Source organism: Candidatus Symbiopectobacterium sp. NZEC135 (assembly GCF_025962695.1).
In genome coordinates, this window is sequence record NZ_JAGFPF010000003.1 from 96,618 (window position 1) to 113,253 (window position 16,636).

At 54.2% G+C, this 16,636-nt stretch carries 13 protein-coding genes and 1 other RNA gene; 10 read left to right on the forward strand and 4 right to left on the reverse strand.

All coding sequences use genetic code 11. From position 1 onward, the window contains the following. Positions 1-6 precede the first annotated feature (6 nt). Positions 7-381, reverse strand: coding sequence for a Fe-S cluster assembly scaffold SufA (gene sufA / locus J5224_RS03080; protein WP_264623959.1), 375 nt, complete (start codon positions 379-381; stop codon positions 7-9). Positions 382-823: 442 nt separating this feature from the next. Between sufA and J5224_RS03085 the strand changes: the two genes are divergently transcribed. Continuing rightward, the gene (locus J5224_RS03085; protein WP_264623960.1) at positions 824-1,225 is read left to right on the forward strand and encodes a hypothetical protein; all 402 of its coding nucleotides are present in this window, start codon (positions 824-826) and stop codon (positions 1,223-1,225) included. Positions 1,226-1,282: 57 nt separating this feature from the next. Here the strand turns inward: J5224_RS03085 and J5224_RS03090 are convergent, their stop codons facing one another. Both J5224_RS03090 and J5224_RS03095 read right to left on the reverse strand, forming a co-directional pair. Continuing rightward, positions 1,283-1,699 carry a hotdog fold thioesterase gene (locus J5224_RS03090; protein ID WP_264623961.1) on the reverse strand — a complete coding sequence of 139 codons (417 nt, stop codon included), beginning with the start codon at positions 1,697-1,699 and terminating at the stop codon, positions 1,283-1,285. 12 nt (positions 1,700-1,711) lie between these two features. Continuing rightward, positions 1,712-4,768: an FAD-binding and (Fe-S)-binding domain-containing protein gene (locus J5224_RS03095; RefSeq protein WP_264623962.1), complete on the reverse strand. Its 3,057-nt coding sequence runs from the start codon at positions 4,766-4,768 to the stop codon at positions 1,712-1,714. Between the two features lie 370 nt (positions 4,769-5,138). Here J5224_RS03095 and ydiK point away from each other — a divergent pair, with 370 nt between their 5' ends. The 3 genes from ydiK to apbE all read left to right on the forward strand — a co-directional run bounded on the left by ydiK (position 5,139) and on the right by apbE (position 7,816). Further along, entirely contained in the window at positions 5,139-6,257 is a 1,119-nt protein-coding gene (gene ydiK / locus J5224_RS03100; protein ID WP_264624068.1) for an AI-2E family transporter YdiK, read from the forward strand. Positions 6,258-6,525: 268 nt separating this feature from the next. Then, positions 6,526-6,639, forward strand: an RNA gene (gene rprA, locus J5224_RS03105) — antisense sRNA RprA. Between the two features lie 199 nt (positions 6,640-6,838). After that, a complete protein-coding gene (apbE, locus tag J5224_RS03110) occupies positions 6,839-7,816 on the forward strand; it encodes an FAD:protein FMN transferase ApbE (RefSeq protein ID WP_413544639.1) in 978 nt (325 codons plus the stop codon). A 62-nt stretch (positions 7,817-7,878) separates the two neighbouring features. On the opposite strand, the gene ppsA is transcribed toward apbE, so the two are convergent. After that, positions 7,879-10,254 (reverse strand): phosphoenolpyruvate synthase, encoded by a 2,376-nt coding sequence (gene ppsA, locus J5224_RS03115; RefSeq protein WP_264623964.1) that lies wholly within the window; start codon positions 10,252-10,254, stop codon positions 7,879-7,881. A 334-nt stretch (positions 10,255-10,588) separates the two neighbouring features. On the opposite strand from ppsA, the gene J5224_RS03120 reads away from it, so the two are divergent. The 6 genes from J5224_RS03120 (at position 10,589) to J5224_RS03145 (ending at position 16,635) form a co-directional block, all read left to right on the forward strand. Continuing rightward, complete coding sequence (locus tag J5224_RS03120; protein WP_264623965.1) at positions 10,589-11,410, forward strand: pyruvate, water dikinase regulatory protein; 822 nt, start codon at positions 10,589-10,591, stop codon at positions 11,408-11,410. 333 nt (positions 11,411-11,743) lie between these two features. Then, the gene (locus J5224_RS03125; RefSeq protein WP_264623966.1) at positions 11,744-12,790 is read left to right on the forward strand and encodes a 3-deoxy-7-phosphoheptulonate synthase; all 1,047 of its coding nucleotides are present in this window, start codon (positions 11,744-11,746) and stop codon (positions 12,788-12,790) included. Between the two features lie 204 nt (positions 12,791-12,994). Continuing rightward, entirely contained in the window at positions 12,995-14,044 is a 1,050-nt protein-coding gene (locus J5224_RS03130) for a hemin-degrading factor (protein ID WP_264623967.1), read from the forward strand. After that, a complete protein-coding gene (locus tag J5224_RS03135) occupies positions 14,041-14,859 on the forward strand; it encodes a heme/hemin ABC transporter substrate-binding protein (RefSeq protein WP_264623968.1) in 819 nt (272 codons plus the stop codon). The genes J5224_RS03130 and J5224_RS03135 overlap by 4 nt, the downstream gene beginning before the upstream one ends. Then, entirely contained in the window at positions 14,856-15,860 is a 1,005-nt protein-coding gene (locus tag J5224_RS03140; protein WP_264623969.1) for a FecCD family ABC transporter permease, read from the forward strand. Before J5224_RS03135 ends, J5224_RS03140 begins: the two co-directional genes overlap by 4 nt. Further along, a complete protein-coding gene (locus J5224_RS03145) occupies positions 15,853-16,635 on the forward strand; it encodes a heme ABC transporter ATP-binding protein (protein ID WP_264623970.1) in 783 nt (260 codons plus the stop codon). Before J5224_RS03140 ends, J5224_RS03145 begins: the two co-directional genes overlap by 8 nt. Position 16,636 lies beyond the last annotated feature (1 nt).

Consider the following 16,636-nt stretch of genomic DNA (forward strand, 5'->3'; position numbering starts at 1 on the left):
CAGTCATCACTCAATGCCAAAGCTTTCGCCACACCCGCAGGCATGCTGCGCTTTGGGATTATTAAATTTGAAAATCTGGTTCAAGCCTTCACGCACATAATCCAGTTCGGTGCCATCGATAAAAGGCATCGCCTTTAAGGGGACGTACAGGTGTGCCCCCTCACGCTCGAACACCAGATCGCCCGCATCCGGTGCGTTGACCAGATCCAGTACATAACCAAACCCTGCACATCCTGATTGCTTGACGCTCAAACGTAACCCTTTCACCGTGTCATCAGACTGGACAAGACGCAGGATCTGTTGAGCGGCGCTAGTCGTCAGCGTCAGCCCTTTCCAGGTATTTTCATCCAGTGAAAATGTTTCTACGTTTCCCGTTTGCATCCGCCGTACCTCGTTTCAGAAAAGCTCTGTCTGAGCCTAATGTTAGTGATAATGATTATTGCTTCAACCTCTTGTTTCGCAGGGGTATTTGTAACATTTCACCGAAGCCTTAAAAAATCCGACTTTTTTTTGCCTGCTCGCCGGTTTACAGACGGACGATAAAAAAATAACTTGTTGATATAAATGACCAATTTACCGACACGTGACAGGCAAGTGAATTACTGTAAACATATCGTTATCATAATTATAACATTCATAGGCGATACCTATTTTTAAAACAGGAAAAATCGTGACCGTTTTTATGGTTTAATTGCGCAATTATTGACCACAAAAAGTCCTATCAGGCCGTATACTTTTTTTTCTCTGGCACGGGGCGATAGGTTGATCCCGATGAACATTATAAATATGATAATGATTATCATTAATATCCATGGTGATCCCTATGCAATCCGTGAATGCCTGGCTACAGCATCAGATTGATGAGTACAAATTCTTGATCCGGGATGTCACCGTAGATTTCTATATGGCCGAAGCGCGGTTGAACCGACAGGAAAGCCATATCGATCACCTGCGCCGCTACCATAATGCCTGTATGGAGATGATCGATCTGTGCCGTAAGAACGGCGATGATGAGAGCTATCTGCATGCACTGGTCAAATTACATAACCGGTTGATAAAAGAGATTAATAACGAAGGGCGTTGCCATCTATTCCGCGTGCAGAGCTACTATTTTGCCCGCAACACGCTAAAGCTGATTTGTCATCAGCTCAGCCTTGAAGGCTGTTGGGATAAGGCCACCGCGTTTCAGACCGATTTTGTACGGCGCGTGCCTTTTTTGCCTTGAGGATCCGTAGAATGAAAATGCGCGCCGGCTGACGCGCATTCAGGAATTGCAGAAAAATCAGGGCGTCACAACAGCCGTCGTGAGCCGAGAGGTGCAGCACAAACGACCTTGTTGATCGTAAATATCGATTTGCCACACCTGATTGCGGCGACCCACGTGCAGCGCGCGGCATACGCCACGCACGTCACCTAACGTCACTGCGCGTAGATGGTTGGCGTTAATCTCCATCCCCACCACGCGCTGCTCCCCTTCGGTACACAGGTAGCCCGCCACCGAACCCAGCGACTCCGCCAGCACCACCGATGCACCGCCGTGTAACAGACCGAACGGCTGACGCGTTCGGCCATCTACCGGCAAGGTGCCTTCCAGTGAATCGTCGTTAATCGCGGTATAGCGAATGCCGACGTGCTCCACCATGCAGCCCAGACTTTGTTGATTCAGTTGATCCAGCGTAACCGTTCTTCTCCACAGCATAACGCTCTCCTGTCAGACGAGATCCAGTAGCGCCTGCAACGGATGACGCAACCCCTGACCTTCCATGCGCTTCACCTGGCTACGGCATGAGTACCCCGTCGTGAGGCAGCGCGCGGAAGGTAATTTTTGCAGAGCCTGCTGCCAGGATAAGGCGTAAATCCCCTTAGAGTCAGCAAGGTTCTTGCTTTCGTGACCATAGGTGCCTGCCATACCACAACAGCCGACGTTGACATTCTCCAACCGGGCACCGAAACGGGCAAAGATATCGGCCCACTGCTTGCTGCTGGTCGGCAGCGACGTTGATTCGGTACAGTGACCAAACAGATACCAGGCATCATCACGCGGCGCTGCCGTGGGCGTTCTCGCCGACAGCAGCGGCAGCAGCCACTCATGCACCAGCTGCACCTGAAAATCGCCGCGTTTGTCTCCAAGAATTTCACGGTATTCATCGCGATAACAGAGCACCAACGCCGGGTCGACGCCAATCATCGGCATTCCCAACTTGGCGACCCGATTCAGGAAATCCGAGGTTTTTGCCGCAGTTTTAGCAAAGCGCGTTAGGAAGCCTTTGATATGCTGCGGCTTACCGTTCGGTGAGAAGGGCAACAGAACTGGCTTGAGATCCAGTTTTTCCACCAGATGCACCAAATCGGCCACCACTTGCGCATCGTAATAACTGGTAAACGGGTCCTGCACAATCAACACATACCGATCGCGGGACGCTGCTGCAACGCTTTCCAACTGCTCCAGCGTGGTGGTCATTGCCGGGTGTCCGGCAAATTGCTGACGCAGCGAAGGAGAAGAGAGTAACGGCAGATCGGTCATGCCGATCGTCCGGCGGCTCAAGGCGTCAACCAGCGGCATTTTCAGGAAGAAGTTGAACGTCTTGGGGCTCAGCGCCATTAACGGCGCATAACTTTCCACACCGGCCACCAGATAATCACGCGCGGGACGTAAATAGCGCGTGTGGTAAAGCTGGAGAAAACGCGCCCGGAATCCCGGAACATCGATTTTGATCGGGCATTGGGTTGAACAGGCTTTACAGGCCAGACACCCTGACATCGACGCTTTCACTTCATGAGAGAAGTCATACTCGCCCTTGTGCGCACGCCAGCTATTACGGGTCTTTTCAATCAAGCCACGCAAGCTGGGTCCCCGCTCGCTCAACGACTGCTCCAACGTCACCGGATCAACACCCTGCTCGGCAAGCAAACGCAGCCATTCGCGCACCAGCGTCGCTCGCCCTTTCGGCGAATGGATACGATTGCCGGTGATCTTCATGGAAGGACACATCGGACTGTTTACGTCAAAGTTGAAGCACAGGCCGTTGCCGTTACACTCCATCGCGCCACGGAACGAGGTACGCACCGCCAACGGAATACGGCGATCGAAAGTACCACGCTTCTCGGCATCAATGCGCATCATCGGCGCATCGACGGCCAACGGCGCACAAATCTTACCGGGGTTAAGGCGGTTATGCGGATCGAAGGCGGCTTTAATGCGCCGCAGTTCGTTATACAGTTCTTCGCCAAAAAAGGCCGGGCTGTATTCGGCGCGGAATCCTTTACCGTGTTCCCCCCATAGCAGACCGCCATATTTAGCCGTCAGCGCAACAATCTGATCGGAAAGCTGTTTCATCAGCACTTCCTGTTGCGGATCGCACATATCAAGCGCCGGACGCACGTGCAGCACACCCGCATCCACGTGACCAAACATGCCGTAGGTCAGATTGTGGCTATCGAGCAGCGCACGGAACTCGACGATGTAATCGGCCAGATGCTGCGGCGGCACACAGGTATCTTCCGCAAAGGGGATCGGCTTAGCCAGCCCCTTGCTGTTACCCAGCAGCCCCACCGCTTTTTTACGCATGGCGTAAATACGCTCAATCCCCGCAAGGTCATGGCAAATCTGATAGCCGATCACTCCCGCTTCATGGGCCGCGAGCAGACCATCAATGCGTTCACATAACGCGCTGACTTGACTGTCGATCAGCGCTTCATCATCGCCAGCAAACTCGACGATGTTCAGGCCCTGCATATCCTGACCGGGCACATCCTGAATCAGTTCGCTGACGGAGTGCCAAACAATGTCTTCTCGCGCCAGATTCAACACGCGGGAATCGACGGTTTCCACCGAAAGCGCCTTGGCTTCCACCATAAAAGGGGCGCTGCGCAGCGCTGAATCGAAGGAATCAAACTTGACGTTGACCAGACGCCTGACCTTTGGCAAGCGCGTAATATCCAGCTTGGCCTCAGTGATAAAGGCCAGCGTTCCCTCTGCACCCGTCAGGATGCGCGTCAGGTCAAACGTTTGCATATCATCGCTGAACACGTGACGCAGATCGTATCCGGTCAGGAATCGGTTCAGTTTGGGGAATTTATCGAGGATCAGCGCACGCTGGTCGCGGCAACGTTCGAAAACGGTGCGGTATACGCGCCCTATCGGTGAAGATTCTTTTGCCAACTGCTGCGCCAGCGCCACAGGCATCGCCTGAGTATCCAGCATGTCACCGCCCAACAACACGGCACGCACGCCAAGGACGTGGTCCGAGGTTTTGCCGTACACCAAAGATCCTTGCCCTGAAGCATCGGTGTTAATCATGCCGCCAAGGGTGGCGCGGTTACTGGTGGACAGTTCCGGCGCAAAAAAATAGCCATAAGGCTTGAGGTATTGATTGAGCTGATCTTTGATCACCCCGGCTTCAACGCGAACCCAACCTTCCTCAGGATTGATTTCCAAAATCCGGTTCATGTAGCGGGACATATCCACCACAATGCCCTGGTTCAGCGCTTGCCCATTGGTGCCAGTACCGCCGCCGCGCGGGGTAAACGTCAGTTCACGGTAAGGCTCTTGTACTGATAGCTGCGCCAGCAGCGCTACGTCCGCCGTTGAGCGAGGAAACACCACCGCATCGGGCAACAGCTGATAAATGCTGTTGTCGGTCGACATGGTTAAACGATCGGCATAGCTGGTGGCGGTATCGCCGGTAAAACCACGTTGCTTCAAAGCATCCAAAAAATTAAGCACCGGCTGAGCCAGCCCAGGTGCATGAGAGATCTGTGGGATCATTATGTGTTGACCCTGTCTGTCGACTAAAAATAATTAGCGTGTTGTGAGTGTGTTTGTTGTAAAAATCATTCTGCGAATTCGCGGTTTTACGTTTTATCACATTTCAGCGCTATACGCCGCCATCCCAAGAAAAACTTTTTGCCTAGCGACCCAGCATGATTTTTGGGGCCCTGTCCGTGAATGCGTTAACAAAACCGCTCACACGCTGTCAAAAACGCGAGAAATGCCCCATGATAAGTTATCCCCGCCGGATGACCCGAGCGATCGCAGGGAACTTGTTCAACGTTGGGTCTCTAGATAGAGGTATTGTCCATTGTCGAAGTCATCATCGCCTAAATCGCTGGCTGCACACTCGCCACTGTCTGCAACAATGCCGCAAAGTGCGCGCCAGCAGCGTTTTGATTTGCCCCGCATCCTGTTCAGTTTGATGTTTATCACCATCATGATCATCGCCTGTTTCTGGGTGGTGCAACCCTTTATTCTGGGCTTCGCCTGGGCCAGCATGGTGGTGATTGCCACCTGGCCGCTGATGGTGAAAATGCAGAAGTTACTGTGGGGCAAGCGCGCGCTGGCAGTAACCGGCATGACGCTGTTGCTCTGCCTGCTGTTTGTGATGCCGATATCCATCCTGGTCAGCACCGTGATGGACAACACCTCCGCCATCGTCAGTTGGGCCTCCGGACAAGAAAAACTGACGCCTCCCCGCATGGAATGGCTGACGTCCCTTCCCCTGGTCGGCGACAGGCTGTTTTCCAGTTGGCACGGTTTGCTGCAAAGTGGCGGCAGCGGTATGTTTGCCAAAGTACAACCCTATATCGGCCAAACCGCCACCTGGCTATTATCGCAAGCGGCACACATCGGGCGTTTCCTGATGCACTGCGGCCTAATGCTGATTTTTAGCGCCCTGCTCTACTACAAAGGTGAAGCGGTCGCTCAGGGCGTGCGCCACTTTGCGCTTCGTCTGGGACGCGAGCGCGGCGATGCGGCGGTGATACTGGCTGCACAATCGATTCGTGCTGTCGCGCTCGGCGTGGTGGTGACCGCCATCGTGCAATCGGTGCTGGGCGGCATTGGCCTCGCCATCTCCGGCATCCCCTACCCAACCTTGCTCACCGTCGTGATGTTCCTGTTTTGTCTGGCGCAGTTAGGGCCGCTTCTGGTGTTGATCCCGGCGATAATCTGGCTCTATTGGAGCGGTGATACCACCTGGGGCACTATTCTGTTGGTGTGGAGCTGTGTGGTGGGCACGCTGGATAACGTTATTCGCCCGATGTTGATACGCATGGGGGCCGATCTGCCCATGCTGCTGATTCTGTGTGGAGTCATTGGTGGCCTGCTGGCATTTGGCATGATCGGCCTGTTTATCGGCCCGGTGGTGCTTGCCGTGTCATACCGCTTGCTCTCCGCCTGGATGAAGGAAACGCCGTTGCCAGAAATCATTGCGGACGCCTCATCGCCGCCAAACGATCGTTCGACACGCTCGCAGTAACAACGGTTGCCGCAGCGTAATCTCCAGCGCTGCGGCAAACCTATCAATAGATAAATAATTTTAATGTTTTTCGTAACGTACCCACGGATTATTCTGATTTCCTATCAACATTCCGCGATGTTACATCAAATAGTTTGACAATACGCATCTCTTCGTGACAAATCCATTAAAAAAACGTTAACCATTAGGATGATTCTTAATGACTTAATGCCCCACAGCTTCTAGCATTATTCATGAAACGATTGTCAACCGTTGTCTTGCTGAACAAACGCATTTTGTAAGGACAACGCGAGTTTGCCAATGAGGTTTCCTCCTCGTCAGAGCTAGTAACGAATTGCTGTGTGTAGTCTTTGCCCATCCCCTAAGGTGGGCATTTTTTTGTGGTTACTCCTGTACTTTTCCGCTGCGGTTACTGAGAAATTGCGCCTCATCCTGTTTTTATCAATCTCCGCTTTGCAAGCGCGCAGTAATGGATTATTTCTAACGTCTCTTTTTATCAGGAGTCATTTTCTATGTCACATTCCCCACTGGCACGCAGGGTGTGCCTGATTCTCGTCAGTCTGGTGGTCTACAACACCGCGATGGCCGATAGCCGACCGTTGACCAGCCTGGAAGGTAAAACCATGGGGACGTTTTACAGCGTAAAAATCAGCGGCGACCTGCCTGAAGAGAAAGCGCATCTGCAACAAGAGATCGATGCCCTGCTTGAACAGGCCAACAACGATATCTCCACGTACCGCGAAGACTCTATCCTGTCACGCTTTAACCGTTATCAAGGTAGCGATCCGCAGCCCATTCCCGGCGGTATGGCAGACATCATTCTGGTGGCCCAACGCATTGGCCGGGCAACAGACAATGCCATGGATATTACCGTGGGGCCATTGGTGAACCTGTGGGGCTTTGGGCCACAAAAACAGCCGGTGACCATTCCTACTCAAGCACAAATCGATGACGCCCGTCAGCGCGTGGGCTTGCAGCACCTTACGCTTACCAGCAACAGCAAGGGCGAATGGCTGCAAAAAGATCTGCCGTCACTGTATGTGGATCTCTCAACGCTGGGTGAAGGTTACGGTGCCGATCTGTTAGCACAGTTGATGACACGCAAGGGCATTACCAATTATCTGGTTTCAGTCGGCGGTGCCATTTCAAGTCGCGGGGTCAATGGACAAGGGATGCCGTGGCGGGTAGCCATTCAAAAACCCACCGATAGTGAAAACGCCGTGCAAGCGGCAGTCGATCTGCAAGGGTATTCCATCAGTACCTCCGGCAGCTATCGCAACTATTTCGAACAGGACGGCAAACGCTACTCCCACGTGATAGATCCCAGCACCGGCCACCCGATTAACCATACGCTGGTGTCTGCCACCGTGATTGCCAAAACCGCGCTCGAAGCGGACGGTTGGGACACGGGGTTAATGGTATTGGGAACGGAAAAGGCGCTGAAAGTGGCCGAGCAGCACGGGTTAGCCGTTTATCTGATCACCAAAACAGACAACGGATTCGACACGGTGATGACCCCTCAGTTCAAGGCATTCTTGCAACAAGAGGCAAAACCGTAACGCTGAATGAGGGCGTTAAACAACAAGCCCCGGCATTGCCGGGGCTTGTTGTTACTGCACAATTACTTTTCTGCCAGCGTTAGCCAGGTCTGCACCACGGTATCCGGGTTGAGTGACAGGCTGTCAATGCCTTGTTCCATCAGCCAGATGGCGAAGTCTTCGTGATCGGAAGGACCTTGTCCGCAAATTCCCACGTATTTCCCCTGTGCCTTGGCCGCTTTGATCGCCATCGATAGCAGTGCTTTCACCGCCTCGTTGCGCTCATCAAACAGTTCAGACACCACGCCAGAATCGCGATCCAGACCCAACGCCAACTGCGTCATGTCGTTAGAGCCGATGGAGAAACCATCGAAATGTGCCAGGAACTGATCCGCCAGCAGCGCATTCGACGGGATCTCACACATCATGATCACCTTAAGGCCGTTCTCACCGCGTTTGAGCCCTTGCTGCGCCAACTCAGCGACTACCGCTTCCGCCTGCGCAACGGTGCGTACAAACGGGATCATCACTTCCACGTTAGTCAGCCCCATGTCATTACGCACGCGTTTCACCGCCGCGCATTCCAAAGCAAAGCACGCTTTAAAATCCGGTGACACATAGCGCCCGGCACCACGGAAGCCCAGCATCGGGTTTTCCTCATGCGGTTCATAGCGCTCGCCGCCCACCAGATTGGCGTATTCGTTGGATTTAAAGTCAGACAGACGCACAATAACGCGTTTCGGCCAGAACGCTGCCGCCAGTGTAGCAATTCCTTCCGTCAGGCGCGCAACGTAAAACTCAACCGGATCGTCATAGCCCTGCATCAGCCGTTTGATCTCTTTTTGCAGTTCTGGCGTTTGACTGTCGAACTCCAGCAACGCACGTGGATGCACGCCTATCATTCGGTTAATGATAAATTCCAGCCGCGCCAGACCGACGCCATCGTTGGGTAGACAGGCGAAATCAAATGCCCGATCGGGATTTCCGACATTCATCATAATTTTCAACGGCACCGGCGGCATCTCGTTGACTTGTGAACTCTTGACCTGAAACTCAAGCAGATCGGCATAGACGTATCCGGTGTCCCCTTCCGCACAGGATACGGTGGCTTTTTCGCCGTCATGGAGACGTTCAGTCGCATCGCCACAGCCCACTACCGCAGGAATACCCAGCTCACGCGCAATAATCGCTGCGTGACAGGTGCGCCCGCCGCGATTGGTTACGATAGCGGCGGCTTTCTTCATGATCGGCTCCCAATCCGGGTCGGTCATGTCTGTCACCAGCACATCACCTGCCTGAACCAGATGCATTTCACTAATGTCCTGAATCACTTTTACCGGGCCGGCACCGATGCGGTGACCGATGGCGCGGCCTTCCGCCAACACCTTGCCGCGGTTGATCAGTTGGTAACGCTCCATCACCTGACCGTTAGAGCGTACCGTCTCCGGCCGCGCCTGTACGATATAGAGCTTACCGGTGTGCCCGTCTTTCGCCCATTCGATATCCATCGGGCGACCGTAGTGTTTTTCAATAAGCAGCGCCTGATGCGCTAACGCTTCCACTTCGGTATCCGTGAGGCTGAAACGCACGCTCAGTTCTGCGGGCACATCCTCAATACGTACCTGTTTGCCGTGAGCCTGACTGTCGGCATACACCATGCGAATTTTTTTCGACCCCATGGTACGGCGCACAATGGCGGGTTTTCGGTTAAGCAACGTCGGTTTGTGCACGTAAAACTCATCCGGATTCACGGCCCCTTGCACCACCATTTCCCCAAGACCGTAGGCGGACGTGATAAACACCACCTGATCGAAACCAGATTCCGTATCCAGCGTAAACATCACCCCCGATGCGGCCAGATCCGAACGCACCATGCGCTGCACCCCGGCGGAGAGCGCAACGCCACGATGATCGTAGCCCTGATGCACACGGTAAGAGATAGCGCGATCGTTAAACAGCGAGGCAAACACATGCTTCACCGCCACCATTACCGCATCAATACCTTGCACATTGAGGAACGTCTCCTGTTGCCCGGCAAAGGAGGCATCCGGCATGTCTTCTGCCGTCGCGGAAGAGCGCACCGCAAAAGAAGCCGCTTTTTCCCCTTCGGACAGTTGATCGTAAGCCGCAGCGATCGCCTGCTCAAGTTCAGGCTGGAACGGTGTGTCGATAATCCACTGGCGAATTTGCGCACCCGCTTTAGCAAGTTGGTTCACGTCATCGATATCGGTACGATCCAACAGTTCATAGATGCGTTGGTTGATACCGCTTTGCGTAAGGAAATCATTAAACGCCTGCGCCGTTGTCGCAAAACCATTGGGAACCGATACGCCAAGTTCTGACAAATGGGTGATCATCTCACCCAAAGAGGCATTCTTGCCGCCCACCCGCTCAACGTCATGCATACCGAGCTGGTTATACCAAAGGACATTACGCAAATCAGGGCCGTTATTGGACATCGAAAATAATCCTTTCTGCATACGATTTCGGCCTGCATACCACAGGGTATGGAGACCATTGGGGAGATGTAACATGTTGGTTGGGCAATTGCCTCAACGCCATGAATGTAGCATAGCGTTTAACAAACCTGGGAAAGGTGAATCGTTCAACCTATGAAATAAAAACGATTTCACTGCTGAATCTTGCTTAACGGGGTAAAAATACAATACTGTAAAAGTTTAACTGGTTTATCATGAAGATAATGAAATGCCGTTTCATTAAAAATATCGTTCAACGCCAATTTTTGAACGAGTTTAGTCACTATTTTTCGCGGCCATAAAAGCAGGGGTTGATGTGGAAAGAAGCGTCTTTTATATCTCCGATGGTACCGCCATCACCGCCGAAGTGTTGGGGCATGCAGTACTTTCACAGTTTCCTGTCAACACGGTCAGCTACACGCTGCCGTTTGTGGAAAGTGAAGCGCGCGCCAACGCAGTACGTGAACGCATCAATACGCTCTACCAGCAAACGGGGGTGCGTCCTCTGGTGTTTTATTCCATCATTAGCCAAACCGTGCGGGATATTATTAACAGCAGCGACGGTTTTTGTCAGGATATCGTGCAGGCATTGGTGGCGCCCTTACAAGGAGAACTCAATGTTCCTCCCGCGCCAGAAGCCAACCGCACCCACGGTCTGACGGCTAAAAACCTCGGCAAATACGATGCGCGCATCGCCGCCATTGACTACACGCTCGCCCACGACGATGGCATTTCATTACGCAATCTCGATCAGGCACAGGTGATTTTACTCGGCGTGTCGCGCTGCGGAAAAACCCCCACCAGCCTTTATCTCGCCATGCAGTTTGGCATTCGTGCAGCCAACTACCCTTTCATCGCCGATGACATGGACAATCTGCGCCTGCCTGAAGCGCTGAAACCGTTTCAACACAAGCTGTTCGGCCTAACTATCGATGCCGAACGCCTGGCGGCTATCCGTGAAGAGCGGCGCGGCAACAGTCGCTATGCTTCATTGCGCCAGTGCCGGATGGAACTGAGCGAAGTGGAAGCGCTGTTTCGCCGTCACCAGATCCCTTATCTCAACACGACAAACTACTCCGTAGAGGAGATTTCCGCCAAGATCATCGATATATTAGGCATGAGTCGTCGCATGTACTAGTACATTATCATTTTTTAGCAAAAGCGGGTTGAATTGCCCCCTGATTCGGTTATCGTGGATGCCATGACTTCCCGACATGTCGTCGTAGCGAAGCAACCCATTTGGTAGGAGAAGGGGAAAACTGACACTCGCTTAGCGCCCAAAAGTCCCGCCGCCGTCTGACATGATGCGCGCGCCATTCACTCACGTCGCCTTATCTTCAGGAAGATAAACGCAGTGTGAGCGATGATTTATTTTCTATGCGCGTTCCCCCCTTGTTTCAGCGGCGTTTCTTTGCGAGACGAACCGCCATGTGACACAGTCCCCTGACCCACCCGTAAGCAGAGATATTGCATGTTAAAAACTGATGAGTTACGCAGCCAATGGCTCGATCGTCTGATCGCGCCGCAGGCGCTGCTGACACAACTGCCGGTTTCACCCGCAGTTGCGGAAAAAGTGACAACGTCACGAAAGAGAATAGAAAATATTCTCACGGGAAAAGATCCCCGGTTGTTGGCGATCGTTGGCCCCTGTTCCATCCACGATGTTGATGCCGCGCTCGACTATGCTCGGCAGCTCTCAGTGCTGCGCACTCGCTATCAGGATCGGCTGGAAATCGTGATGCGTACCTATTTTGAAAAACCTCGCACCGTTGTGGGCTGGAAAGGGTTGATTTCCGATCCAGCCCTTGATGGCAGCTATCAGGTCAATCACGGTCTGGCATTGGCACGTCGTCTGTTATTGGATATCAATGCACTCGGCTTACCGACGGCAACGGAATTTTTGGATATGGTCACCGGGCAATACATTGCCGATGTCATCAGTTGGGGTGCCATTGGCGCGCGAACCACGGAAAGCCAAATCCACCGTGAAATGGCCTCTGCCCTCTCCTGCCCGGTGGGTTTCAAAAACGGCACCGACGGCAATCTGCGTATTGCTATCGATGCCATCCGTGCCGCACGCGCATCGCATCTGTTTCTGTCGCCGGATAAACAAGGGCAAATGACCATCTACCAGACTCACGGCAATCCCTATGGTCACATCATTCTGCGCGGCGGAAAAAATCCCAATTATCACGCCGCCGATATTCAGGCCGCCTGCGAGCTGCTGCGCGAATTCACCTTGCCGCCACAGTTGGTAGTGGATTTTAGCCACGGCAACAGCTACAAGCAGTACCAGCGACAAATGGATGTGTGCGCCGACGTGTGTCAACAGATACGCTCGGGTTCACGCGCTATTGCAGGCGTTATGGTGGAAAGCTTTCTGGTTGAAGGTCAGCAACCGTTGGCTGCGCCACAAACGCTGGTTTACGGCAAATCGATTACCGATGGCTGTCTGGGCTGGCAGGAGACTGAAACCCTGCTTGCACAGTTAGCCGGTGCGGTAGACAGCCGCTTCTAACGCCCTACTGCCTCTCAACCGCGCATGGCCATTCCTGGTCGTGCGCTGCTGCTCCATCATCCTCTGCTGGCTTATCGGTTTCCGACGTATTAAGAAATCTTCACTTGATGTCACCTTTTGGCAACATGAAAATGATTCTCATTTATTAAGTAAAATATTTCTAATACGATAACACCCATCGCAGAACGACCACAGGAACAGACAATGCCGAACGCGATTTATGATCAATACCTGCAAGCCAAAAACAACAATCCCCGCCAATACGCCCGTGATATCGCCACGGCGCTCGGCATCAGTGAAGCAGTGTTGACGCACGCACGCGTCGGTCATGACGCACAACGCTTGCAAGGCGATGCCAAGCGCTGGCTGCTGGCGCTGGAGAAGGTCGGCCAGACCAAATCCATCACGCGCAACACCTATGCGGTACACGAGCAGGTCGGCGTTTACCAAAACCAACATTTGGACGGTCATGCGGGTCTGATCCTTAACCCTTACGCGCTGGATCTTCGCCTGTTTTTGCATCAGTGGAATGTGGCATTCAGCCTGCGGGAAGAGACCGCGCGTGGCGAACGCCAGAGCATTCAATTTTTTGACCATCAGGGTGATGCTATCCTAAAGGTATATGCCACCGAACAGACCGATATGACGGCTTGGGATGCCTATCTGGCCGAATTTGTCACAGACGTGAACCCAGAGGTGCAGTTACGTCAGGAAACCCCAGCGGCCACTCAGGCACCCAGCATCGACCAGGCGGCATTTGAAGCCGAATGGCGTGCCATGACAGACGTACACCAATTTTTCATTCTACTCAAACGCTATAACCTTACGCGTCAACAGGCTTTCCGCGCCGTTAAAGACGATTTGGCCTGTCGGGTCGATAACAGCGCCCTGTCGCAGATTCTGGCCGCCGCGCAGCAGGATCAAAATGACATCATGGTATTCGTTGGCAGCCGTGGCTGCGTACAGATTTTCACCGGCCCCATCGCACGGGTAGAGAAAATGGCGCAGCACGCGGCGTGGATCAACATTTTCAACCCGGATTTCACCCTGCACCTGATTGAAGATGCGATTGCCGAAAGCTGGATCACCCGTAAACCGACCGCAGACGGTATCGTCACCAGCCTGGAACTCTATGCGGCTGATGGCACACAAATCGCACAGCTGTTCGGCCAGCGCACCGAAGGCACGCCGGAACAGGCACAATGGCGCACACAAATCGAGGCGCTCACGGCAAATAAGGAACTGGTCGCATGAAAAACTGGCTCTACGCACTGCTCCTGACGCTGCCGCTGGGCGCCAGCGCCAATGAACGGATCGTCTCCATTGGCGGTGATGTCACCGAAATCATCTATGCGCTTGGCGCTGAGCAGCAACTTATCGCCCGCGACAGCACCAGCCTGCACCCGGCCGCTGCGCAAGCACTACCGGATGTTGGCTATATGCGTCAGTTGAATGCGGAAGGCATTCTGTCGCTAAAACCGTCGTTAGTGATTGCCAGTGAGTTGTCACAACCCTCTCTGGTACTCAAGCAAGTGGCAGACAGCGGCGTGAAGGTGGTCATGGTGCCGGCACAGCCGACGCTAGAAAGCATTCCGCAGAAAATCAACACCATTGCACAGGCGCTGCACAAAGAGAGCGACGGCAAAGTGCTGACCGACCGTTATCAGCAGCAGGTATCTGCCGTGGCACAGCAACCGCTGCCCGTCAAAGCGCTGTTTGTGCTCAGTCACGGTGGCATGACTGCCATGGCAGCAGGAAAAAATACCCCCGCCGATACAGTGATCCGTGCCGCCGGGTTACAAAATGCCATGCCTGACGTAGTGCGCTACCAGCCGCTATCGCAAGAAGGTGTTATCGCCAGTGCGCCCGATCTGTTGTTGATCTCCGCACAGGGTTTGCAGAGTTTGGGTGGCGAAGAAAAAATCTGGCAATTGCCCGGCGTTGCGCTGACCCCGGCAGGCAAACACCGCCGCGTGGTGGTGGTCGATGATATGGCAATGCTCGGCTTTACGCTGGAAACCCCAGCGCTGTTAACCACGCTGCGTCACGCCGCCGAGCAGGTAAAATGAGACTACGGCAACGCCCCCGCCTGATTCTGGCGGGGCTGGTGTGTTTCACGCTGCTGTTGATGCTGGGTGCCGCCAATATGGGGGCACTCACCCTCTCCTTCCGCCAACTGTGGCATGCGCCGCTCAGTGACCCGCTGTGGCATATCTGGCTCACTATTCGCCTACCGCGCGTCCTGCTGGCACTGCTAGTGGGTAGCGCACTCGCCGCGGCTGGTGCTGTGATGCAGGGGCTGTTCCGCAATCCGCTGGCTGACCCCGGTTTACTTGGCATTAGCAGCGGAGCCGCATTGTTTGTCGCGTTTGCACTATTGATGCCTTTGGGCCTTCCCCCACTGTTGGCACTCTATAGCCCGATGCTGGCTGCCTTCGCCGGCAGTCTGGCGGTGACAGCTATTTTGTTTATGTTGGGGCGCGATGAACGCGGCGGCGTTACGCGTCTGCTGTTAACCGGCATTGCTCTGAATGCGCTGTGTGGCGCGGCCGTTGGCGTACTAACCTACATCAGTAACGATCAGCAATTGCGTCAGTTTTCACTCTGGGGTATGGGCAGCCTGGGACAAGCCCAGTGGCCGGTGTTGCTGGTCGCCGCTTCTCTGGTCATTCCCGCCATGGTGTGCGTACAGTGCTATGCCCGCAAACTCAATCTGATCCAGTTGGGCGATGAAGACGCACACTATCTGGGCGTGAAGGTAAAGCAGACCAAGCTGATATTACTGCTGCTCAGCGCACTGCTGGTAGGCACGGCGGTAGCGGTCAGCGGCGTCATTGCGTTTATCGGGTTGGTCATCCCGCATCTGGTACGCATGAACCTGAGTGCCGATCACCGCTGGTTGCTACCGGGTTCAGCGCTGGCGGGCGCGGGGTTACTTATCATGGCCGATACGCTGGCACGAACCCTGCTAGCACCGGCGGAAATGCCCGTAGGTTTGCTCACCAGTCTGATAGGCGGCCCCTACTTCCTATGGCTGATTGTCACGCACAAGGGAAGCACCCATGACTAACCGTCTGACGGCCCAGCATCTGCACTATCAGGTTGCCGGACGCACATTGATTGATGATGTTTCGTTGGACATCAATAGCGGTGAGATCGTCGCCATTATTGGCCCGAATGGCGCGGGAAAATCCACGCTGCTGCGTCTGCTCACTGGCTATCTGGCCCCCGACAGCGGTGAGTGTCAGTTGGCCGGAAAAGCACTTGCTGACTGGAAGCCCGATGCCTTGGCCAAAACCCGCGCCGTCATGCGTCAGCACGGTGCGCTGAGTTTTCCGTTTAGCGTACGCGACGTGGTTGCCATGGGGCGTGCGCCCTATCGTCATGACTACGCCGGTGACAGCGTGGTCGATCGTGTCATGGCGTTAACCGAATGCACCGCGTTAGCCCAGCAGGATTATCGCCACCTTTCCGGCGGTGAACAGCAGCGCGTGCAGTTGGCACGCGTGCTGGCACAGTTATGGCACCCGACACCGACGCCCTGCTGGCTGTTTCTGGATGAACCGACATCGGCGCTCGATCTCTATCATCAGCAACACCTGTTGCGTCTGCTCAAGCAGCTCACACAACAGCAACCCCTTGCGGTGTGCTGCATCCTGCACGACCTGAATCTGGCCGCGCTGTATGCCGATCGCATTGCTCTGCTGCATCAGGGAAAACTGGTGGCGCAAGGCACTCCGCAAGCAGTATTGCAAAGCGAAACGCTCACGCAGTGGTATCAGGCCGACGTGCTGGTGCATCCGCATCCCGACGACGCGACACCGCAGGTTTTTCTGCGCCGCTAGC

Excerpts from the sequence above, each read along its gene's own strand:
- J5224_RS03125 (WP_264623966.1), top strand. The coding sequence starts at position 11,744 with ATGTTAAAAACTGATGAGTTACGCAGCCAATGGCTCGATCGTCTGATC.
- J5224_RS03095 (WP_264623962.1), bottom strand. The coding sequence starts at position 4,768 with ATGATCCCACAGATCTCTCATGCACCTGGGCTGGCTCAGCCGGTGCTT.
- apbE (WP_413544639.1), top strand. The coding sequence starts at position 6,839 with ATGGCCGATAGCCGACCGTTGACCAGCCTGGAAGGTAAAACCATGGGG.
- J5224_RS03085 (WP_264623960.1), top strand. The coding sequence starts at position 824 with ATGCAATCCGTGAATGCCTGGCTACAGCATCAGATTGATGAGTACAAA.
- J5224_RS03090 (WP_264623961.1), bottom strand. The coding sequence starts at position 1,699 with ATGCTGTGGAGAAGAACGGTTACGCTGGATCAACTGAATCAACAAAGT.
- ppsA (WP_264623964.1), bottom strand. The coding sequence starts at position 10,254 with ATGTCCAATAACGGCCCTGATTTGCGTAATGTCCTTTGGTATAACCAG.
- ydiK (WP_264624068.1), top strand. The coding sequence starts at position 5,139 with ATGCCGCAAAGTGCGCGCCAGCAGCGTTTTGATTTGCCCCGCATCCTG.
- sufA (WP_264623959.1), bottom strand. The coding sequence starts at position 381 with ATGCAAACGGGAAACGTAGAAACATTTTCACTGGATGAAAATACCTGG.
- J5224_RS03145 (WP_264623970.1), top strand. The coding sequence starts at position 15,853 with ATGACTAACCGTCTGACGGCCCAGCATCTGCACTATCAGGTTGCCGGA.
- J5224_RS03135 (WP_264623968.1), top strand. The coding sequence starts at position 14,041 with ATGAAAAACTGGCTCTACGCACTGCTCCTGACGCTGCCGCTGGGCGCC.
- J5224_RS03130 (WP_264623967.1), top strand. The coding sequence starts at position 12,995 with ATGCCGAACGCGATTTATGATCAATACCTGCAAGCCAAAAACAACAAT.
- J5224_RS03140 (WP_264623969.1), top strand. The coding sequence starts at position 14,856 with ATGAGACTACGGCAACGCCCCCGCCTGATTCTGGCGGGGCTGGTGTGT.